The 19,990-nt window shown below is 66.4% G+C and carries 19 protein-coding genes; 9 read left to right on the top strand and 10 right to left on the bottom strand.

Annotated features, from left to right (window positions below):
- Nucleotides 1-161 precede the first annotated feature (161 nt).
- Genes sdhA through sdhC form a run of 3 tightly spaced genes read right to left on the bottom strand, consistent with a single transcriptional unit; the run spans nt 162 to nt 2,693 of the window.
- Nucleotides 162-1,961 carry a succinate dehydrogenase flavoprotein subunit gene (sdhA, locus tag AX672_RS03370; RefSeq protein WP_066648219.1) on the bottom strand — a complete coding sequence of 600 codons (1,800 nt, stop codon included), beginning with the start codon at nt 1,959-1,961 and terminating at the stop codon, nt 162-164.
- Nucleotides 1,958-2,344 (bottom strand): succinate dehydrogenase, hydrophobic membrane anchor protein, encoded by a 387-nt coding sequence (sdhD, locus tag AX672_RS03365; RefSeq protein WP_066648217.1) that lies wholly within the window; start codon nt 2,342-2,344, stop codon nt 1,958-1,960. The genes sdhA and sdhD overlap by 4 nt, the downstream gene beginning before the upstream one ends.
- A gap of 1 nt (nt 2,345) precedes the next feature.
- Nucleotides 2,346-2,693 carry a succinate dehydrogenase, cytochrome b556 subunit gene (gene sdhC / locus AX672_RS03360; RefSeq protein WP_231731138.1) on the bottom strand — a complete coding sequence of 116 codons (348 nt, stop codon included), beginning with the start codon at nt 2,691-2,693 and terminating at the stop codon, nt 2,346-2,348.
- Nucleotides 2,694-2,943: 250 nt separating this feature from the next.
- Here sdhC and AX672_RS03355 point away from each other — a divergent pair, with 250 nt between their 5' ends.
- The 4 genes from AX672_RS03355 (at nt 2,944) to AX672_RS03340 (ending at nt 7,380) form a co-directional block, all read left to right on the top strand.
- Nucleotides 2,944-4,287: a methyl-accepting chemotaxis protein gene (locus tag AX672_RS03355; protein ID WP_066648280.1), complete on the top strand. Its 1,344-nt coding sequence runs from the start codon at nt 2,944-2,946 to the stop codon at nt 4,285-4,287.
- Nucleotides 4,284-5,660 carry a methyl-accepting chemotaxis protein gene (locus AX672_RS03350; protein ID WP_066648212.1) on the top strand — a complete coding sequence of 459 codons (1,377 nt, stop codon included), beginning with the start codon at nt 4,284-4,286 and terminating at the stop codon, nt 5,658-5,660. The genes AX672_RS03355 and AX672_RS03350 overlap by 4 nt, the downstream gene beginning before the upstream one ends.
- 72 nt (nt 5,661-5,732) lie before the next feature.
- Nucleotides 5,733-6,431 (top strand): SDR family NAD(P)-dependent oxidoreductase, encoded by a 699-nt coding sequence (locus tag AX672_RS03345; protein WP_066648210.1) that lies wholly within the window; start codon nt 5,733-5,735, stop codon nt 6,429-6,431.
- A complete protein-coding gene (locus tag AX672_RS03340) occupies nt 6,421-7,380 on the top strand; it encodes a 50S ribosomal protein L11 methyltransferase (RefSeq protein ID WP_066648207.1) in 960 nt (319 codons plus the stop codon). Before AX672_RS03345 ends, AX672_RS03340 begins: the two co-directional genes overlap by 11 nt.
- Nucleotides 7,381-7,386: 6 nt before the next feature.
- Here the strand turns inward: AX672_RS03340 and phhA are convergent, their stop codons facing one another.
- From phhA to AX672_RS03325, 3 genes are read right to left on the bottom strand one after another with little or no spacing between them, the layout of a single operon-like run.
- Nucleotides 7,387-8,277, bottom strand: coding sequence for a phenylalanine 4-monooxygenase (gene phhA, locus AX672_RS03335; protein ID WP_066648204.1), 891 nt, complete (start codon nt 8,275-8,277; stop codon nt 7,387-7,389).
- Between the two features lie 48 nt (nt 8,278-8,325).
- On the bottom strand, nt 8,326-8,562 hold the full coding sequence (locus tag AX672_RS03330) for a hypothetical protein (RefSeq protein ID WP_066648201.1): 237 nt from the start codon (nt 8,560-8,562) through the stop codon (nt 8,326-8,328).
- Nucleotides 8,559-9,551: a glycerophosphodiester phosphodiesterase gene (locus AX672_RS03325; RefSeq protein WP_066648278.1), complete on the bottom strand. Its 993-nt coding sequence runs from the start codon at nt 9,549-9,551 to the stop codon at nt 8,559-8,561. The genes AX672_RS03330 and AX672_RS03325 overlap by 4 nt, the downstream gene beginning before the upstream one ends.
- 141 nt (nt 9,552-9,692) lie before the next feature.
- Here AX672_RS03325 and AX672_RS03320 point away from each other — a divergent pair, with 141 nt between their 5' ends.
- From AX672_RS03320 to AX672_RS03300, 5 genes are all read left to right on the top strand, one after another.
- Nucleotides 9,693-10,214, top strand: coding sequence for a 2Fe-2S iron-sulfur cluster-binding protein (locus AX672_RS03320; RefSeq protein ID WP_082730348.1), 522 nt, complete (start codon nt 9,693-9,695; stop codon nt 10,212-10,214).
- The gene (locus AX672_RS03315) at nt 10,211-11,191 is read left to right on the top strand and encodes an FAD binding domain-containing protein (protein WP_066648198.1); all 981 of its coding nucleotides are present in this window, start codon (nt 10,211-10,213) and stop codon (nt 11,189-11,191) included. The genes AX672_RS03320 and AX672_RS03315 overlap by 4 nt, the downstream gene beginning before the upstream one ends.
- Nucleotides 11,188-13,401, top strand: a complete 2,214-nt coding sequence (locus tag AX672_RS03310; RefSeq protein WP_066648196.1) for a xanthine dehydrogenase family protein molybdopterin-binding subunit — start codon at nt 11,188-11,190, stop codon at nt 13,399-13,401. Before AX672_RS03315 ends, AX672_RS03310 begins: the two co-directional genes overlap by 4 nt.
- Before the next feature lie 134 nt (nt 13,402-13,535).
- On the top strand, nt 13,536-14,456 hold the full coding sequence (locus tag AX672_RS03305) for an XdhC family protein (protein WP_066648194.1): 921 nt from the start codon (nt 13,536-13,538) through the stop codon (nt 14,454-14,456).
- Nucleotides 14,453-15,028 (top strand): nucleotidyltransferase family protein, encoded by a 576-nt coding sequence (locus tag AX672_RS03300; protein ID WP_066648185.1) that lies wholly within the window; start codon nt 14,453-14,455, stop codon nt 15,026-15,028. The genes AX672_RS03305 and AX672_RS03300 overlap by 4 nt, the downstream gene beginning before the upstream one ends.
- 117 nt (nt 15,029-15,145) lie before the next feature.
- On the opposite strand, the gene AX672_RS03295 is transcribed toward AX672_RS03300, so the two are convergent.
- Genes AX672_RS03295 through AX672_RS03280 form a run of 4 tightly spaced genes read right to left on the bottom strand, consistent with a single transcriptional unit; the run spans nt 15,146 to nt 19,932 of the window.
- On the bottom strand, nt 15,146-16,354 hold the full coding sequence (locus tag AX672_RS03295) for an ABC transporter permease (protein WP_066648183.1): 1,209 nt from the start codon (nt 16,352-16,354) through the stop codon (nt 15,146-15,148).
- Nucleotides 16,354-17,103, bottom strand: a complete 750-nt coding sequence (locus tag AX672_RS03290; RefSeq protein ID WP_066648182.1) for an ABC transporter ATP-binding protein — start codon at nt 17,101-17,103, stop codon at nt 16,354-16,356. The genes AX672_RS03295 and AX672_RS03290 overlap by 1 nt, the downstream gene beginning before the upstream one ends.
- Entirely contained in the window at nt 17,093-18,451 is a 1,359-nt protein-coding gene (locus AX672_RS03285; RefSeq protein ID WP_066648181.1) for an efflux RND transporter periplasmic adaptor subunit, read from the bottom strand. Before AX672_RS03285 ends, AX672_RS03290 begins: the two co-directional genes overlap by 11 nt.
- An 8-nt stretch (nt 18,452-18,459) precedes the next feature.
- A complete protein-coding gene (locus AX672_RS03280; protein ID WP_372587557.1) occupies nt 18,460-19,932 on the bottom strand; it encodes an efflux transporter outer membrane subunit in 1,473 nt (490 codons plus the stop codon).
- Nucleotides 19,933-19,990 lie beyond the last annotated feature (58 nt).

Here is a 19,990-nt window from a genome sequence, read left to right as displayed (position 1 = left end):
GCCATCTGTGGTCCCACGCGGCAGCGAAAGGCCCCCGACCCGGGCGCGCCGCGCACGGCCTCTCCGTCCTCGGCGTGCGCTTCCGGCGGCCGCAGGACAAAGAATCGCCACCAAAAGCCCGGCGACAAAGGTCCGCCTTAAGAACTCGGGTTGCTCGTCGCTCAATAAACCCGCTTCTTCGGCTTGATATATTCGATATCGTCGGTGAGCGTGTAGTCGTGCACCGGACGGTAATCGATCGCCACCTGGCCGCCGTCGCCGCCCCAGCCCTGGAACGTCGCGATCGTGTGCTTCATCCAGTTGGCGTCGTCGCGCTCGGGGTAATCCTCGTTGACGTGGGCGCCGCGTGATTCCTGGCGGTTGGCGGCGGAATTCACCGTCACCACCGCCTGCGCGAGCAGATTGTCGAGCTCGAGCGTTTCGACCAGATCGGTGTTCCAGATCATCGACCGGTCATTGACCTTCACGTCCGCCAGCCCCGCATAGGTTGCCGCAATCTTGGTCTGGCCTTCGCTCAGCAGCGCATTGTCGCGGAACACCGCGCAATGCTTCTGCATCGTGCGCTGCATGTCGAGCCGAAGCACCGCCGTCGGCGTGCCGCCGCTGGCGTGGCGGAACTTGTCGAGCCGGGTGAGCGACAGTTCTTCCGAGCCCTTGGGGAGCGGGTTGTGCGGCGTATTCGGCTTGAGCGTTTCCTTGATCCGCAGGCCGGTCGCGCGGCCGAACACCACGAGATCGATCAGCGAGTTGGAGCCGAGGCGATTGGCGCCGTGCACCGACACGCACGCCGCTTCGCCGACCGCGAACAGGCCGGGGACGACGGCATCCGGGTTGCCGTCCTTCAGATGGACGACTTCGCCGTGGAAGTTACAGGGGATGCCGCCCATGTTGTAATGCACGGTCGGCGCCACCGGCAGCGGCTGGCGCGTCAGGTCGACGCCGGCGAAGATCTTGCCGGTCTCGGTGATGCCGGGGAGACGCTCGGCGAGCACCTTGGGATCGATATGGTCGAGGTGGAGGAAGATATGGTCCTTCTCCTTGCCGACGCCGCGCCCCTCGCGGATTTCCATCGCCATCGAGCGCGAGACGACGTCGCGCGAGGCGAGGTCCTTCGCCGATGGGGCGTAGCGCTCCATGAAGCGCTCGCCTTCGGAATTGGTCAGGTAACCGCCCTCGCCGCGCGCGCCTTCGGTGATCAGCACGCCCGCGCCATAGATGCCGGTCGGGTGGAACTGGACGAACTCCATATCCTGCAGCGGCAGCCCGGCGCGCAGCACCATCCCGCCGCCGTCGCCGGTGCAGGTATGCGCCGAGGTCGCCGAGAAATAGCAGCGGCCATAGCCACCGGTCGCGAGCACCACGGCATGGCTGCGGAAGCGGTGGATCGACCCGTCTTCCATGCACAGCGCGATAACGCCCCGGCAGACGCCGTTTTCCATGATCAGGTCGAGCGCGAAATATTCGATGTAGAAGTCCGCGTCATATTTCAGGCTCTGCTGATAGAGCGCGTGCAGCATCGCATGGCCGGTACGGTCAGCGGCGGCGCAGGTGCGCTGCGCCGGCGGCCCCTCGCCCATGTTCTGCATCATGCCGCCGAACGGGCGCTGGTAGATCTTGCCTTCCTCGGTACGGCTGAACGGCACGCCGGCATGTTCGAGCTCGTACACGGCGGCGGGCGCTTCGCGGCACAGATATTCGATCGCGTCCTGATCGCCGAGCCAGTCGGAGCCCTTGACGGTGTCGTACATGTGCCAGGTCCAGTGATCCGGCCCCATGTTGCCGAGCGAGGCGGCAATCCCGCCCTGCGCCGCGACGGTATGACTGCGGGTCGGGAACACCTTGGTGATGCACGCGGTCTTCAGCCCGGCTTCGGCAATGCCCATCGTCGCGCGCAAGCCACTGCCGCCCGCGCCGACCACCACCGCGTCATAGGTGTGATCGATGATCTTGTAGGCGGTCATGCAGCGGCTCCGGCAAGGGCGATTTTCAGGATCGAGAAAATGGCGGTCGCGCCAAGGCCGACCACGAAGAAGTTCAACAGCAGCATCAGCGCCGTCCGCATCGCGCCGTGCTGATAATCCTCGATCAGCACCTGCAGCCCGAGCCGGAAATGATAGAAGACGCTGGTGACCAAGAGCGTCATCGGGATGGCGGCGACGGGGGCGGCGATCCAGCGACGCATCGTTTCATAATCATGGCCGGGCAGCAACGCGATCGACGCCAGCAGCCATGCCATCAGCAACAGATTGCCCGCGGCGGTCAACCGCTGGTGCCACCAATGCTGCGCGCCGTGCTTCGACGAGCCGAGGCCGCGCACGCGGCCGAGTTCGGTACCATTGCCCATGTTATTTCCCCGCCAGCAGATAGGCCCAATAGGCCACCGTCAGGATGATCGACACCAGCATCGTCGCCTGGGCAAACGCCTTGTTCGACCGCAGCTCATAGCCCGCACCGGTATCGAGCATCAGATGGCGGATGCCGCTCATCATGTGCTGGAAGAAGGCCAGCGTCAGCCCGATGCCGAACAGATAGCCGAGCGGGGTCAGCTTGCCGCCGTCGAGCGTGAACAGCTTCAGGAACCAGCCATAGGCCTCAGGGCCACTTGCAACGGCAGCCAGCCACCACACGAACAGCAACGAGCCGACGAGCGCCATCCCGTCACCCGTCACCCGGTGCAGGATCGAGACCAGCATGTGCGGCCCCCATTTCCAGATACTCAGATGCGGCGAAAGCGGGCGGGCTGGGCGCGACGAAGCCAAGGCATTGATCCCTTCATGCGACTGTGGCGCTCCTATTACCCCGGGCGCCCGGCGATGCAACCTGCCCGATGCGCGGTACCGCGTCCTAACTCAGTCTTAACCAAATCGCCGTACCGATTGCGGTGATCAGGGAACGATCCCGGTGTTGCGTCCTTGGAAGGAATGCCCGTTGCACAACAGTGATTTGCCCGTAATCGGAACCGTCGCAGCGGCAATCGATTTGTCGGCACGTCTGCGGGTGTTCGATTTCGACGGATCGCTCGCGCAGGCCAGCCGCGACGCCTGGACCGCGCTTGAGCCCGAAGTACGCGAGGCATCCGCCGCCTATTGGCAGCAATGGCTCCGCTGCTTTGCTGACGAGCGGCAATGGGCGCCGATGGAAACGCAGAAGATGATCGACATCGGCTGCGAGTTCTTGCGCAACCGCTTTCTCGACACTGCCGGTCGCAACTGGATCGAATCGATCGAGCGGTCGGTCGCCGCCGCCTATGTCGCGGGCGTCACGCCGATGGCGCTGCTGTCAATGATCAACGCCAGCGATCGCGCCGCGCTCGACGTGCTGATGCGCCGGATCGACCGCACCGACCAGCGGCTGCCGGCGATGATCGACACGCTGCTGCGGTTGTCCGCGCTGGAAGGCGAGATCACCGTCGCGATCTACAACGCCTATCGCGATCACAGCGCGCAGGTCGCCCGCGATCGGCTCGCGTCGGAATTCCGCGACGGCATCGCCAAGATGGTCGAAAGCGTCAGCCAGGAGGGCAGCGCGCTGCGGACCCAGGCCAGCCGCTCGTCGAACTCGACGCGCGGGATGCTCGGCAAGACCAGCGAAGTCGCTGCTGCTGCCGAACAATCGGCGGTCGCGATGCGCGAGGCCGCGCAGACCGCTGCCGGCCTGATCCGTGCGATCGAAGATGCGCGGAGCGAAGTGGAAGCGGCCGCTGAAATCGCGACCCGCGCCGCCGGTCAGGCGGGCGCCGCCGTCGGCATGTCCGAAACGCTGAGCGATCACGCCAAGTCGATCGAATCGATCCTGGGCCTGATCCGCGACATTGCGGGGCAAACCAACCTGCTTGCCCTGAACGCGACAATCGAAGCGGCGCGTGCCGGCGACGCTGGCCGCGGCTTCGCGGTAGTCGCGCAGGAAGTGAAGAGTCTGGCCAACCAGACCGCGCGGGCGACCGATGACATTGCCGCCAAGATCGCCGCGATCCAGTCGGCCACGCGGTCAACCGTCGAAACCAATGCGTCGATCTGCTCGACTGTCGCCGAAGTTCAGCTGTCGGCGGAAAAAATCCGCGCGGCGATGGAAATGCAGGCGCAGACCGTGACCGCGATCACCGCATCGGTAGACGAAACCGCGCTCGCCGCCGATTCGATGTCGAACACGATCGCGGCGATCCGCGAAGACGCCAAAAGCGTCGCGCGCGACATCGACCGTGTCGGCTCGGGTTTTGACGCATTCGATTCCCAGCTCGGCCGGCTCAAGGTGACGGCCGGCGATTTCATCTCGAAAGTCGCCGCATGATACCGTCCCCGAGCGCGTTTGCAGCAAGTGCCGTCTGGGGCGAAGGCCAGCGTTCCGCGCGCGACCGGGTGATGAACTACGACCGCGACGGCTTTATTTCGGCCCACTACCGCGAAACCAGTGCGGCGATCGACCGCATCGCCGACCGCGTCTCCGAAGCCTTTTGGGACCATTATCTCGGCCACCCGCACATGGCGCCCTATCGTGGCGTTTTCACCCCGGAGGTGCGCGCCAAGCGCATCAAGCGGAGCGCCGACTACACCCGGTTGAAGTTCCGCGCGCCCTTTGAAGATGCGTGGATCGAAACCTGCGCGCGGCAAGTCGCCGAGGCGCATGCCGCCCGTGCTTCGGTGCAGGAAATGCTGTCGAGCTATAATTGGGGCTGCAGCAAGATCATGGATCTTCTGCGCGCAGAATGTGACGGCGATCTCGATCGCTATTACCGGATGGCCGACGTTGCCCAGCGGCTCGCCTGTGTTGAAAATGAAGCAATGGTGTCGTGGCTTGGCAACCTGCAAGCCAGCGTCGTGCGCGAAGAACGCCGTGAGCAATCCGAGCGCTTTCGCGCGACGATGGCTGCAAGCGTCCAACAGAGCGCTTCGCTGGGCGCACAACTGAAGGATCAGGCCAAGACGGTGTCGACGTCGGCCCGCGTGATGCTCGATCAGACCAGCGAAGTCGCGATCGCAGCCGAGCAATCGGCGGCAGCGATGCGTCAGGCGGCGCAGACAGCGGGCGGGCTGATGCAGGCGATCGAAACCGCTTGCGACGAAGTCGATGCGACCGGCACGATCGCTGCGCGCGCATCCGAACAAGCGCGCGAGGCGATGGTCGCGTCGGCCGCATTCAGTGATCATGCAAAGTCGATCGAATCGATTCTGGGCCTGATCCGCGACATTGCCGGGCAGACCAATTTGCTCGCGCTTAACGCCACCATTGAAGCCGCGCGTGCAGGCGACGCCGGGCGCGGCTTCGCGGTGGTTGCGCAGGAAGTGAAAAGCCTTGCCAACCAGACGGCGCGCGCGACGGATGACATCGCCGCCAAGATCGCCGCGATCCAGTCGGCAAGCCGCTCGACAGTCGACACCAACGCGCTGATCTTCCAGACGGTCGCCGATGTCCGCGCCAGCGCGGAGCGTATTCAGCAAGTGATCGGCGCGCAGGCGAAGACCGTCATGTCAATCACTGCCGCGGTCGACCAGACTGCCGTTGCGGCCAGCAACACCGCGCGCACGATCGACGCGATCCGCAGCAACACCAAGAGTGTCGCCGACGATATCGACCGGGTTGGCAATGACTTTGCCCGCCTGCACCACGCGCTCGACGATTTGAACCTGACCGCTGGCGATTTCCTGGCCAAGATCGCCGACTGAGGCGGCTTCGGCGCGCCGCCCTTCGCGCACACGGCTTTACATCGCTGCCGTCGCCGCGCTTAAGTCGCCGACATGGTGAACATTCTCCTGACCGGCAGCAGCCGTGGCATCGGCGCGGCAATCGCATCGGCACTGGCGGGCGACTCCGTCCGCCTCGCCGCTCATGCCACGCGAAGCGGCATCGCCGCCGACTTCGCCGATGCCGACGCACCCGCGCGCCTGTGGGAAACCGCGCTCGCGCAGTTCGACGGGCGGATCGACGTGCTGATCAACAATGCCGGCGTGTTCGAAGCGAACCCGATCGACCGCGATGATGCGGCATGGCTGGCCGACTGGGCGCGGACGATGCAGATCAACCTGACCGCCTCGGCCGATCTCTGCCGCCGCGCGGTGCTCCACTGGCGCACACGCGGCTCTGGCGGGCGCATCGTCAACATCGCCAGCCGCGCGGCCTATCGCGGCGACTCGCCCGATCACTGGCATTATGCCGCGTCGAAAGCCGGGATGGTCGCGATGACCAAGAGCATCGCGCGCGGCTATGCCCGCGAAGGCATATTGGCGTTCGCGATCTGCCCCGGCTTCACCATGACCGGCATGGCCGAGGATTATCTGGCGAGCCGCGGCGGCGACAAGCTGCTCGCCGACATCCCGCTCGGCAAGGTCGCCGATCCCGAAGAAGTGGCGATTGCCGCCCGTTTCTGCGCGCTCGAGGCACCGCCGTCGATGACCGGGGCCGTGCTCGACGTGAACGGGGCGAGCTATGTCCGCTAGCTGGAAGCTCACGCTGCCGTGCACTCGCGCCGAGGCCGAGGCGATCGACGCCGAGATGATCGACCTCGGGATCGATCCGCCGCCGGTGCTGATGACCACCGAGGAAGTCGAGGACGATGCCGAGCGCTGGCGGCTCGATGCCTATTTCGAAGGCAAGCCGAATGCCGCCGCGATTGCCGCTGTGCGGGCACTGGTGCCGTCGTCGGCCAAGGTTGCGGCCAAGCCGGTCCACATCCCCGATGCCGATTGGGTCTCGCTGAGCCAGGCCGATCTGACGCCGGTGCGCGCCGGCCGCTTCTACGTCCACACCGGCGCTTATGCCGATGATGTGCCGGCGGGCGTGCGCGCCTATCGCATCGAGGCAAGCCGTGCGTTCGGCACCGGCCATCACGAGACGACGACGGGCTGCCTGATGATGCTCGATGCGATCCGGCGGCGCGGCACGCGAGTCGACAATCTGATCGACCTCGGCACCGGCACCGGGCTGCTGGCATTCGCGGCGCTGCATCTGTGGCCGCGCGCCTATGCGACCGCGACCGACATTGATCCGGTCTCGATCGACGTCTCGGCCGAAAACGCGGTCGCCAACGGCGTGCCGACGGGCAATGCGCCGGGCAGGCTCGCGCTGGGCGTCGCCGATGGCGTTGCGGCGCCGCTGGTGCTCGACCGCGCGCCTTATGACCTCGTCATCGCCAACATCCTTGCCGCGCCGCTGATTGAGCTGGCGGGAGATTTCACCGCGATTGCCTCGCCCGGCGCGCAGATCGTGCTGGCGGGCTTGCTGACGCGTCAGGCGGCAGCGGTCGAGGCGGCGTATCGGCGTCGGGGCTGCCGCGTCGCCGAGCGGCTGGTGCTGGGCGACTGGACGATCCTGCGCCTGCGCAAGCGGCCGGGCTTTCGCCTGCGCGGCCTGCCGGGGCATGGCCTCGGCGATGCCGAGCGCTGGTAGCGTCCGTCAGACCAGCTTCGCCTCGGCGCGTGCCGCCGCATAGGCCTGGGTGCCGACCGTAAACACCCGGTCGCCATCGACAATCTCGGCAATGCGAATGGTGTCGGCCGCCTCGACCGCCGCGTAAACCGGCGCGAAATCGGTTTCGACCGTCACCCGCAGCAATTCGTCGAAGCTCGGAATGACGAAATAATTCTGCTGAAAATCGTCGATCCGGTACTCGGTGCGCATCACGCGTTCGAGCCCGAAGCCGATCCGGTTGGGGCTGGGATCGTCGAGCGCGAACACGCTTTCGGCCGCTGACGAGACGATGCCCGAGCCATAGATGCGCAACGCGCCCGCTTCCTCGACCAGCCCGAATTCGACCGTGTACCAATAGAGCCGCGAGAGATATTTGAGGTATTTCTCGCCACCCAGCGCCAGCGCCCGCTGCCCGCCGCGCCCATAGGCCGCGAGATAATCGGCAAATACCGGATCGGCGAGCAACGGCACATGGCCGAACACGTCGTGGAAGACGTCGGGTTCTTCGAGATAATCGAGCTGGTCGGCGCGGCGGATGAAATTGCCCGCGACGAAGCGGCGATTGGCCATGTGATCGAAAAAGACATCGTCGGGCACCAGCCCCGGCACGGCGACGACCTGCCAGCCGGTCAGCTTCATCAGCCGTTCGGAAAGTTCCTCGAAATTGGGAATGCCTGCTTCTGAAAGCTTGAGCGCGTCGAGACCGCGCAGGAAAGCCTCCGACGCGCGCCCGGGCAAGAGCCGCGCCTGACGCGCATAGAGCGTGTCCCAGATCGCATGTTCTTCCGCGGAATAGCTTTCCCAACCCTGCGGGATCGTCCAGTCGGGACCAGCGCCCTCGGGCGGGCGCGTCAGAACATGTGTGTCGGTGGCCATGGGCGTAGCCTATCATGCGCCGCCGATTCCGCAAAAGGGCCCGCGCCGTCAGTCGCGCGGCACGAGCCTTTCCTCGACGCGGCAATCGTCGGGGTGCTTGCGGCAATGCTTCTCGGCCTTGCGCGCCTTGCGTCCGGCATTGCGATCGGCCTCGTCGCGGCTGGTGGTGGTCCAGTCGACCGCTTTGCCCACCACCTTGACCGGCGCCGTCGCGACACCGACCACGGCCTTCGCCAGACAGCCGCTTGACAGCAGCGGCAGCAGCATGGCGGCAAGCAGCTTCATCGCCGCGATGCTTTGCGCGCTTCGACGCCGATGCCGGGGAAGTCGGTGAAGAAACCGTCGACGCCAAAGCCGATATAGGCACGGATTTCGTCGGCGACGCGGCCGTGCGTCGCCGGATCGCTGCCGGTGCGGAAAGCCGCGGGCAAAAAGGCGTTTTCGGCGCGGAAGGTCCAGAGATGAAGCTTGAGTCCGGCGGCATGCGCGTCCGCCACCAGCGAGGTCGGCGGCCCTTCGCCTTTCCAGATCATCGTCTTGCTCGGCCCGATCCCGTACGCATAGGCAGCGATCGCCTTGAGCCCGGCGGGCGTCGCCATCGCGGCATAGCTTGGCGCGGCATTGTCGGCGGGGCCGCCGAGGTCGTTCATCAGCTGGATCAGCCGCACGCGCGTCAGCTTGTGCAGCGCCTTCAGGTTGTTGACCTCGAACGACTGGATGAACACCGGCGCACTCGCCGAATCCCAGCCAGCCGCTTTCAGTTCGGCGGCCAGCCGCGCTTCCATCGGATGGCCGATCGACGCGAAATAGCTTGGGTGCTTGGTTTCGGGATAGATGCCGACGCCGTGCCTTTTTGCCAGCGCGATCACTTCGGCGAGCGTCGGCACTTCGAACTGGCCATCGAATTTCGCATTGCCGGGGCGCAGTTGCGGGAGCCGTTCCTTCGCCCGGAGCGTCTTCAACTCGGCGAGCGTGAAATCCTCGGTGAACCAGCCGGTGTGGCTTTCGCCATCGATTACCTTGGTGGTCTTGCGTGCGGCAAATTCGGGGTGCGCGGCGACATCGGTGGTGCCGGTGATGTCGTTTTCGTGGCGCGCGACGAACACATCGTCCTTGGTCAGCACCAGGTCGGGTTCGATGAAATCGGCGCCCTGCTCGATCGCCAGCTTGTAAGCCGCAAGCGTATGTTCGGGCCGCAGCCCGCTCGCGCCGCGATGCGCAATGACGATCGGCTTTTGGGCGGACGGCTTGGCGGCGGGCGGTGCGGACGACATCGCGGCACCTTGCCCCAGCACCAGCGCGGCGACCAGTGCCCCCGCTGCTGCAAAAAACATCCGCATGGCTTGCCCTCCGCGCTTCGGTGCCCCACCTTTAGGGTCCTTCCGATCGCATGTCTTCAGGCAAAGGGGCCCCGCATGCAATTCACCATCAACGGGGCGGCCTATGACGCTGATCCCGATATCCGCACTTCGCTGCTCGATCTGCTGCGCGATCATCTGGAGCTGACCGGCACCAAGAAGGGCTGCGACCACGGCCAGTGCGGGGCGTGCACGGTGCTCGTCAACGGGCGGCGCATCAACGCTTGCCTGACGCTGGCGGTGATGCACGACGGCGACACGATCACCACGATCGAAGGGTTGGCCGAGGGCGACGAACTCCACGCAATGCAGGCGGCGTTCGTGAAGCACGACGGCTTCCAGTGCGGCTATTGCACGCCCGGCCAGATCATGTCGGCGGTCGGCATGCTCGAGGAAGTCCGCGCCGGCATGCCGAGCCATGTCAGCGCGTCGCTCGACATGGTCGAGCTGAACGACGACGAGATTTCGGAGCGGATGAGCGGCAATCTGTGCCGCTGTTCGGCCTATCCCAATATCGTCGACGCCATTGCCGACGTTGCCGGGCTGACTCCCGCTGGCCGCGAGGTGGCAGGCGCATGAAATCGTTCAGCTATGCGCGCGCCGACAGCCCCGAAGCCGCCGTCGCGGCGATCGGCGAAGGCGCCAAGTTCATCGCGGGCGGTACCAATCTGCTCGACCTGATGAAGCTGCAGATCGAAGCGCCCGAGGCGCTCGTCGACATCAGCCGGATCGACCTCGCGCAGGTCGAGGAGCATGACGGCGGCGTGCGGATCGGCGCGCTGGTGCCCAACAGCGATCTCGCCGCGCATCCGCTGATCCGCGCGCGCTATCCGATGCTCGCCCGCGCGCTGCTGTCGGGCGCATCGGCGCAGTTGCGCAACAAGGCGACGACCGGGGGCAATCTGCTCCAGCGGACGCGTTGCTATTATTTCTACGACACCGCCGCGCCGTGCAACAAGCGCGCGCCGGGCACGGGCTGCAACGCGCAGGGCGGGTTCAACCGCATCCACGCGATTCTGGGCACCAGCGAGCATTGCATCGCCACCCACCCGAGCGACATGGCAGTGGCAATGCGCGCGCTGGATGCCGTGGTGGTGACGCTCCAGCCCGGCGGCGACCGGCGGCGGATCGCGCTCGGCGACCTTTACCGCCTGCCCGGCGAGACCCCGCAGATCGAGACGAGCCTCCAGCCCGGCGAGCTGATCACGCACATCGAACTGCCCGCGCCACCTGCCGGCAAGCAACTCTATCGCAAGGTTCGCGACCGCGCGTCCTATGCCTTTGCGGTGGTGTCGGTCGCGGCGGCGATTGCGGTCGAGGACGGCAGGATCGCCTCGGCGCGGCTCGCCTTCGGCGGGCTGGCGCCGGTGCCGTGGCGCGACGCGGCGGTCGAGGCCGCGCTGGTCGGCCAACCGGCGGGCATCGCCGCGTTCGAAGCCGCTGCCGATGCGCTGCTCAAGAATGCGCGCGGACAAGGCCATAACAACTTCAAGATCCCGCTGATGCGCCGCACGCTGATCGCGGCGCTGCGCGACCTGACGGAGGCCGCTCGATGACCGAATACACGATGGACGCCGATTTCGGCCCCTCCGCGCTCTCGCGCAGCGTGCAGGGGCTGCTCGGCAAGGGCATCGACCGGATCGACGGCGTCGCCAAGGTAACGGGCGCCGCGCGCTACGCCGCCGAACATCGGCCGCAGGGCGCGATGGCCTATGGCTATGCGATCACCGCGACGGTCGCGGTCGGTGCGGTGCGGTCGATCGACACCAGCGCCGCCGAAGCGATGCCCGGCGTGCTCGCGGTCATCACCGACGATCCCCGCCTGCCGAGCGAATCGCACATCATCCGCGCGGCCCAGCATCCGCGCAACGACGGCACGCTCGAAAGCTATGGCCAGATCATCGGCCTCGTCGTCGCCGACAGCTTCGAAGCCGCGCGCGCCGCCGCACAAGCGGTCACGGTCGATTATGTCCAGGTCAAGGGCCAGTTCGACACGCTCGGCAATCAGGCAAGCGCGCAGGACCCGCACAAGGGCGCGATGCTGCCCAATGTCGTCATCGGCGATGTCGACGCGGCGATGGCCGCAGCCGAGGTGACGCTCGATGTCACTTATTCGACACCCTATCAGGTTCATGCCGCGATGGAGCCGCACGCGGCGATTGCCGAATGGGATGGCGACCGGCTGACGCTTTACGGATCGATCCAGATCATGCGCGGCTTCACGCCAGTGCTCGCCAATTCGCTCGGCATTCCGGTCGAGAAGATTCACGTCCTGTCGCCCTATATCGGCGGCGGTTTCGGCGGGAAGATCGGCGGGCCGGAGACGGTGCTGGCGGCGATCGGTGCCGAAAAGGTCGGGCGGCCGGTGAAGGTCGCGCTGACCCGGCAGCAGCTGTTCCACTCGGTCTATGGCCGCGCCGATACGCATCAGCGCGTGCGGCTCGCCGCTGGCCCCGACGGCAAGCTGACGGCAATGGCGCAGGACAGCGTCACCAGCCAGAAGACCGGGCTGAACTTCTTCGAACCCGTGGCGCTCGGTGCCTTGTCGCTCTACGCCGCGCCCGCGCGCAGCTTCACGACCAAGATCGTCAAGATCAACGTCACCGCCGCCGGCGCCGTCCGCGCGCCCGGCGAAGCGGTCGGCATGATGGCGCTCGAAGCGGCGATGGACGAAATGGCCGAGCAACTCGGCATGGACCCGATCGACTTCCGCAAGGCCAATGAACCAAGCGTCGACCCGACCAGCGGCAAGCCTTTCTCCACGCGCCGCCTGATCGATTGTTTCGACGAAGGCGCACGGCGCTTCGGCTGGGACCAGCGCATCGCCACGCCCGGCCAGCGCCGCGAAGGCGAATGGCTGATCGGCATGGGCATGGCGACGGCAGCGCGGGTGAACTTCCTCGCCGACAGTTTCGCGCGGGTAAGGCTGACGCCCGAGGGGATCGCCGAAGTCGAAACCGACATGACCGATATCGGCACCGGCACCTACACGATTCTCGCGCAGATCGCGGGCGAATCGCTCGGGCTGCCGATCGATCGCGTGCGGGTGGCGCTCGGCGACTCGGACCATCCCGATGGCGCGGGGTCGGGCGGCTCGTTCGGGGCGGCGTCGAGTGGATCGTCGGTGATGATCGCGTGTGAGGACATCGTCGCCGAACTGGCGATGCGGATGGGGGCGAACCCCGAGGACATGACGCTCAAGGACGGCCACGCGATTGCGGGCAACCGCCGCGTGCCGATCGCCGAACTCGTCGGCGACGCGCCCATCGAAGCGATCGGCGCGATCCATCCTGGCAGCAACAGCCGCAGCTTCAGCCAGGGCACCTATGGCGCGCAATTCGCCGAAGTCGCGGTGCATGCCGTCACCGGCGAAGTCCGTGTGCGGCGGCTGCTCGGCGTGTTCGATTGCGGGCGGATCCTGAACGCCAAGACCGCGCGCAGCCAGGCGATCGGCGGGATGATCTGGGGCCTTGGCTATGCGCTCCACGAAGCCGCGATCCTCGACCCGCGCACTGGCGCTTACGTCAATCGCGACCTCGCCGAATATCACATCCCGGTGAATGCCGATGTGCCGCAGATCGAGGCTTACTTCGTCGAGGAGATCGATGAGCACGCCAGCCCTGTCGGCGCCAAGGGGCTGGGCGAGCTCGGCATCTCGGGGCTGGGCGCCGCGGTGACGAACGCGGTTTACAATGCCTGCGGCGTGCGCGTGCGCGACTGGCCGATGACGCTCGACCAGATTTTGCCCGGGCTGCCGCCGGTTTAGGTTTCGTGACGATGCACGATAATGCCGTTTGCCCTGAGCTCGTCGAAGGGCCGTCCTTCTTCTCCACCGGCTCGCAGAAAAAGGACGGTGTTTCGACAAGCTCAACACGAACGGGGACAGGGAAGTAGCTGAACGTGGCCGATAATGACTCCGTCCTCGCCGCCGCCGCGCAATGGCAGGGTGCGCGGCTCGCGCTGGCGACCGTCGTCAGCACCTGGGGGTCGGCGCCGCGCCCGCGCGGGAGCCATATGATCGTCCACGAAGACGGCCGCTTCGAAGGCTCGGTCTCGGGCGGCTGTGTCGAAAGCGACATTCTCGCCACCGCTGCCGAAGTCATCGCGGGCGCCCCTGCGCAGCTTAAGCACTACGGCGTCGCCGACGCGGCGGCCTGGGAAGTCGGTCTGCCGTGCGGCGGCGAAATCGACGTGCTGGTCCAGCCAGTGCGCGACGGCGGCTTTGCGCCCGCGCTGTTCGACGCCATCGCCGAGGCGCGCGCGCGCGGCGAGCGGCTGAGCATCGCCACCGACACCGCCAGCGGCGAATCGATGATCGGCGAGCGCGAGGGTGCTTTCGTCAACCGCTATGATCCGCCACGCCGCCTGCTCATCGTCGGCGCGGTGCAGATTGCGCAGGCGCTGAGCGGACTCGCCCGCGAACTGGGGATCGCCGTCACCGTCATCGATCCGCGCGCGCGCTTCCTGACCGAGGAGCGTTTCCCCGGCGTCACGCTCGACGATCGCTGGCCCGACGAGGCGATTGCCGCGCTCAGGCCCGATCCGGCAACCGCGATCGTCACGCTCAGCCATGACATCAAGATCGACGACCCGGCGCTCACCGCCGCGCTCGCCAGCCCTGCGGCTTACGTCGGCGCGCTCGGCTCGCGGCGCAGCCACGCCGCGCGGCGCGAGCGGCTGGCGGCGGCGGGCCTCGCCGCCGATGTGCTCGACCGCATCGACGCCCCCGTCGGGCTCGACATCGGCGCGGTCGGCCCGGCCGAAATCGCGCTGTCGATCGCGGCAGCGATGGTGGCGGCGTTCAACGCCAAAGTGGCGTGATCCGCGCCGAATCGACGATGCTCGTCCTGCTTGCGGCAGGGCGATCGCTACGCTTCGGCGAGACCGACAAGCTGGCGGTCGATTTCCTCGGCCGTCCGCTTGCCCTGCACGTCGTGATCGCGCTCGAGGCGGTGCCCTTTGCGCACCGGGTCGCGATCACGTCGGGCACTGATCTCGATTTCGGCGCCCACGGCTATCGTACGGTCACCAACCCCGCGCCCGAGGCCGGACTGTCGGGATCGCTCCGGCTGGGCGTCGCCGCAGCGCAGGCGGCTGGCGTCACCGCGATGGTGGTCGCGCTCGCCGACATGCCGCGCGTCACCGCCGCGCAGATTTTCCGTCTGCTCGACGCCGCCAGCGGCCCCGATGATGTAATTGCCTCCAGCGACGGCACCCGCCCTTCCCCGCCCGCGCTGTTCGCTGCCGGGCGTTTCTCCACGCTTGCCGAAAGCCGTGGCGACGAAGGCGGTCGCGCGCTCATCCGTGCCGGACGGCATATCGTGACCAACCCCGCCGAACTGATCGACATCGACACGCCCGAGGATCTGGCAGCCTTGCGCGCGCTGGTTTGAGCCTGCGCGTCCAAATCCACCCCGTTCGTCCCGAGCGAAGTCGAGGGACCGGCCACAAGCGATCTCGCCGCACTCCTGCTCCTCGACTTCGCTCGTGACGAACGGGGGACGAAAAGTCTATTCGTGCCGCAGCGCGTCGATCGGGTTCAGGCTGGCCGCACGCCGCGCCGGGAAGAAGCCGAACACCACGCCGATGATCGCCGAAATCGCGAAGGCGACGATGTTGATCTGCAAATCGAACAGCCACGTCACCTTCAGCAACGGCACCAGTCCCACGATTACGAGCTGCGCGAGCAGGATGCCGATGATGCCGCCGATGCACGACAGCGCGATCGCCTCGATCAGGAATTGCATCAGCACTTCGCGCGCGACCGCGCCGATCGCGAGGCGAATGCCGATCTCGCGCGTGCGTTCGGTTACCGAGACGAGCATGATGTTCATGATGCCGATCCCGCCAACGATCAGGCTGATTGCCGCGACCGCCGAAACGATGCCGGTCAAAAGCGACGTCGTCTGCGTGAGTGTGTCGGTGAACTGCTTGGTGTCGAAGATGAAGAAATCGTCGTCCTTGCCCTTGGTGATGTTGCGGCGTTCGCGCATCAGATCGGTGATCGATGCCTGCACCTGCGCGGTCGAATAATCGGCGTTGACGCCGACCAGCATCACCCGGATGTCACGGTTACCCGTGATGCGGCGCTGCACGGCCTTGATCGGCATGACGACCAGGTCGTCCTGGTCCTGCCCGAAGCCTGCCTGCCCCTTGCCTTTCAGCACCCCGATCACTTCGCAACTGATGCCGGCAATGCGCATTTGCGTGCCGACGGGGTCAGCCTCGCGGTAGAGGTTGGTCTTGACGGTGTTGCCGAGGATGCAAACCGACTTGCCCGCGCTCAATTCCTGCGGCGTGAATTCGCGCCCCGCCGTCAGCGGCCACGGATTAACGCGGAAGAAGTCGTTGGTGGTGCCGTTGACCGTGGTCGACCAATTGGCGCCTTCATAGATTACCGTGGCGGTCGTCTGCGATTCTTCAGCGACCGCATTGATGCCGGCGATCTGTTTGCGCACCGCCTCGACATCTTCGATCTTGAAGTCGGCCGGACGGGGCCCGCCGCCACCGCGCCCGAAGCCGGCACCCGGGCGCACCTGCAGGATGTTGGTGCCGAGCGACGAGATTGACGCCTGCACCGCCGCCGTCGTTGCCTTGCCGAGCGTGACCATCGTCACCACTGCCGCCACGCCGATGATGATGCCGAGCGTCGTCAGGAACGAGCGCAGCTTGTGCCGCGCGATCGACCGGAGCGCGAGGCTGATCGTGGTGAAGAACATCAGTGCGTGCTCGCCCGGTCGGACTCAGTCATGCGCATGCCGGTCTCGATGCGTTCGACCAGCCCATCCTTGAAGTGGATGATCGTGTTCGCGAACGCCGCCATATCGGGCTCATGCGTCACCATCAGCACGGTAATGCCGAGCGACCGGTTGAGTTCAGTCAGCAATTCCATGATTTCGAGCGAGCGTTCCGAATCGAGATTGCCGGTCGGCTCGTCGGCGAGCAGCACATCGGGGTTCGTGACCAGCGCGCGCGCGATCGCCACGCGCTGCTGCTGCCCGCCCGAAAGCTCGGCGGGGGTGTGGTCCCACCACGGCGCAAGGCCAACCTTGTCGAGTGCCGCCATCGCCGCTTCGTGCCGCGCCTTGCGCTTGTCGCCGCGGTAGAGCAGCGGCAGCTCGACATTTTCGAGCGCGGTCGTGCGCGCGAGCAGGTTGAACCCCTGAAACACGAAACCGAGATATTTGCGCCGCAGCAGCGCGCGTTCGTCGCGATCGAGCGATTCGACGTGATGCCCCTTGAACAGGAACGATCCCCGGCTCGGCACGTCGAGGCAGCCGAGAATGTTCATGGTGGTCGACTTCCCCGAGCCCGACGGCCCCATCACCGCGACGAAATCACCCGCGGTGATATCGAGATCGACGCCTTTCAGCGCCTGAAACGCCGTCGGGCCGCTGCCATAGGTCTTGGTGACGCCGCGCAGCGCGATCAGCGGTGGCGGACTGGTCGCCCCGTCGTTACCGGGCACGGCTCACTCCAACGGTCACGCCGGGTCTTGCGGCCTTGGCAGCGGCTGCTGCCGACAGCTCGCCGGTCACGACCTTCTGCCCCGGCTTCAGTTCACCGCCGGTCACCTCCGTCAGCGTGCCATTGGTGTCACCGGTGCGCACTTCGACAGGCTTGATGTTGCCATCGGCGTCGAGGACGTAGAGCGTCTGAGTGGCGCCGCGACCGGCATTGGCGGTGCGCGGCCCCCCGCGATTGAGGCGCGGCGGGCCGAACACGCTGGCGACGCCACCCTGCGACCCAGCCGCGGGCGTCGTCGGGCGGAAGCGCAGCGCGCCGTTGGGGACGAGCAGGACATTGGTCTTCTGCGTCGTCGTGATTTCCGCCGTTGCCGTCATGCCCGGGCGCAGCTGAATGTCGGGATTGGCGACTGACAGCGTCGCCGAATAGCTGACGACCTGATTGGTCGTCGTCGTGGTCGTCGTCGTTGACGACTGCGCCGACAGGTTGGAGCCGAGGTCGACGCGCGTGATCGTCGCCGGGAAAGTCTGGCCGGGGAAAGCATCGACCGTGAAGGTCGCTTTCTGGCCTTCGCGCACTTCGCCGACATCGGCTTCGTCGATCGCGACTTCGAGCTTCATCCGCGTCAGGTCTTCGGCGATCACGAACAGGGTCGGCGTGTTGAACGAGGCGGCAACCGTCTGCCCCGGCTCGACCTGCCGCGCGAGGATGACGCCGTTAACGGGCGAGCGGATCACCGCGCGGACATAATTATACTCGTTCGACGACAAGGTCGCACGCGCGGCCGCAACATTGGCCTGCGCCGCGCGCAGATTGGCGACCGCGCGGTCGCGATCGGCGATTGCCTGTTCCATTTCGGTCTTGGCCGGCACGCGCCCGCCCGACAAGCGATTGACTTCTTCCAGCCGCTTGAGCTGCGCGCTCGATTGCGCCAGCGTTGCCTGTGCCTGCGCAACGGCGGCCTGGTTCGACGCCAGCTGTGCGCGGCTTTGGTTGACCGAATCCTGGAAGCGCGATGGATCGATCAGCGCGATCGGTTGCCCTTTCACAACTCGATCATTGACGTCGACCAGCACTTTCGACACCAGCCCCGACACTTCCGAACCGACATCGACCTGATTGGTCGGCGCCAGCTTGCCGGTTGCGGACACGGTTACCGTCAGCGTGCCCTTCTGCACGACATCGGTCGCGTAGCTCGCCTTGGCGGCGGGTCTGAAGAAACTGAGCACGAGCAGGATCAGCAGCACCACGCCGATCGCGATCAGAACCCATTTACCCCAGCGGCGCCACGCAGGCACCGGTCGGACGCCAAGGAAATCGTTGAGATCGGATGCGGGTGCGTCTGCCATCGATGGTCCTAAGGTGTCGCGCGGGGCGCGGGCTGGCCGTCCCCCGCCTTCAAGGGTTCTGCGGTCGGCGGCGGGGCGCTGGCATTCCAGCCGCCGCCGAGCGCGAGGTAAAGCTGCACCAGCGCCTGCGCCTGATCCGACCGCGCGGTGTTGAGGCCGCTTTGCGCCGACAGCAGCGACGCTTCGGTGTTGTTGAGCGTGGTGATGTCGGTCAGCCCGGCGCGATACTGGCTGCGCGCGAGAAGCGCCGCATTGCTTGAGGCATCGGCCGCGACTTCAAGCTCGCGCTGGCGCGCCTGCGCGGTCGCCAGCGCAGTCAGCGCATTTTCGACATCCTCCAGCGCGCCGAGCACGCTCGCCTTGTACGCGGCAAAGGCTTCCTCTGCCTGTGCGCGGCGGGCGCGGACCACCGACCGCCCGCGTCCGGCATCGAAGATCGTCTGCGCAATCTGGCCGAACACGCGACCAGTGATGATGTCGGTCAGCGCGTTGATCGACGACGCGTTGGTGTTGATGCTGCCCGACAGGTTGAGCTGAGGCAGCAGATTGGCCTTGGCGACACCGATTTGCGCGGTCGCCGCCGCCAGATTGCGCTCGGCCGCGCGGACGTCGGGGCGCAACCGGATCACATCGGCGGGCAGCCCGACCGGCACCGCGCCCGGCCCCTGCGGGATCGGCACGGTTGCCGCGAGCTGCGCCTTCAGTGCGCCCGGCGCTTGGCCCGTCAGCACGCCCAACCGATTGGTCGCCTGCTCATATTGCTGTTCGAGGCTGGGCACATTGGCCGCCGTCTGCGCTCGCTGTGCGCGCGCTTGTTCGGCGTCGAGTGACGACACCAACCCCGCCTGCACGCGAAAGCCTGCGATTTCCAGATTGTCCTGCTGGATCGCAAGGCTGCTGCGCGCAATCGCGACGCCCGCTTGGGCCGCGCGCGCGAGGATATAGTTGCGCGCGACTTCGGACGCGATCGTTGCCTGCACCTGCGCAAGGTTATAGCCGCTGGCTTCGTAGCTGGCGCGACCCGCTTCCACCCCGCGCCGCACGCCGCCGAAGATGTCGGCCGTGTAGGACACGTCGCCCGACAGCGAATAATTCTCGTTGACGATGCCGGCATTGGTGATCTGGCCGAAAGTGCGCCCGCGGATGTTGATGTTGCGCGAATAACCGGCGCTCGCGTTCACCGACGGGAACAGCGACGCGCGCGACTGGATCAGCGATTCGCGCGCCTGTCGCAGCCGCGACACCGCCTGCGCAATGTCCAGATTCTGCTTCAGCGCCAGATCGACGATCGCATCGAGTTGCGGATCGTTGAAATTGACCCACCAACGCTGGAGATCGGGCACCGCTTCTTGGGGGGCGGGCGTGGCATAGCCGCCGGGCACGCCAAGCGCAGCCCCCGCCGGCGGTCGATAATTCGGCCCGACGGCGCAGGATGCGAGCAGCAGGGCGGTACCGGAAACTGCCAATCGGGACGGACGCAACATAGCGCAATATAATGCCGCGCCGCGCGGGGGGCGTCTATGGGGTTTGTTGTTGCAT

The organism is Sphingomonas sp. CCH10-B3 (assembly GCF_001556185.1).
GTDB lineage: Bacteria > Pseudomonadota > Alphaproteobacteria > Sphingomonadales > Sphingomonadaceae > Sphingomonas > Sphingomonas aquatica.
The sequence above is the reverse complement of the archived record's forward strand: the minus strand, read 5'-3'. Positions and strand labels throughout refer to the sequence as shown.

Bases quoted from the DNA above. Each gene is read 5' to 3' on its own strand.
- sdhA (WP_066648219.1), bottom strand. From the start codon at position 1,961: ATGACCGCCTACAAGATCATCGATCACACCTATGACGCGGTGGTGGTC.
- sdhD (WP_066648217.1), bottom strand. From the start codon at position 2,344: ATGGGCAATGGTACCGAACTCGGCCGCGTGCGCGGCCTCGGCTCGTCG.
- sdhC (WP_231731138.1), bottom strand. From the start codon at position 2,693: ATGCTGGTCTCGATCCTGCACCGGGTGACGGGTGACGGGATGGCGCTC.
- AX672_RS03350 (WP_066648212.1), top strand. From the start codon at position 4,284: ATGATACCGTCCCCGAGCGCGTTTGCAGCAAGTGCCGTCTGGGGCGAA.
- AX672_RS03345 (WP_066648210.1), top strand. From the start codon at position 5,733: ATGGTGAACATTCTCCTGACCGGCAGCAGCCGTGGCATCGGCGCGGCA.
- AX672_RS03340 (WP_066648207.1), top strand. From the start codon at position 6,421: ATGTCCGCTAGCTGGAAGCTCACGCTGCCGTGCACTCGCGCCGAGGCC.
- phhA (WP_066648204.1), bottom strand. From the start codon at position 8,277: ATGGCCACCGACACACATGTTCTGACGCGCCCGCCCGAGGGCGCTGGT.
- AX672_RS03330 (WP_066648201.1), bottom strand. From the start codon at position 8,562: ATGAAGCTGCTTGCCGCCATGCTGCTGCCGCTGCTGTCAAGCGGCTGT.
- AX672_RS03325 (WP_066648278.1), bottom strand. From the start codon at position 9,551: ATGTCGTCCGCACCGCCCGCCGCCAAGCCGTCCGCCCAAAAGCCGATC.
- AX672_RS03320 (WP_082730348.1), top strand. From the start codon at position 9,693: ATGCAATTCACCATCAACGGGGCGGCCTATGACGCTGATCCCGATATC.
- AX672_RS03315 (WP_066648198.1), top strand. From the start codon at position 10,211: ATGAAATCGTTCAGCTATGCGCGCGCCGACAGCCCCGAAGCCGCCGTC.
- AX672_RS03310 (WP_066648196.1), top strand. From the start codon at position 11,188: ATGACCGAATACACGATGGACGCCGATTTCGGCCCCTCCGCGCTCTCG.
- AX672_RS03295 (WP_066648183.1), bottom strand. From the start codon at position 16,354: ATGTTCTTCACCACGATCAGCCTCGCGCTCCGGTCGATCGCGCGGCAC.
- AX672_RS03285 (WP_066648181.1), bottom strand. From the start codon at position 18,451: ATGGCAGACGCACCCGCATCCGATCTCAACGATTTCCTTGGCGTCCGA.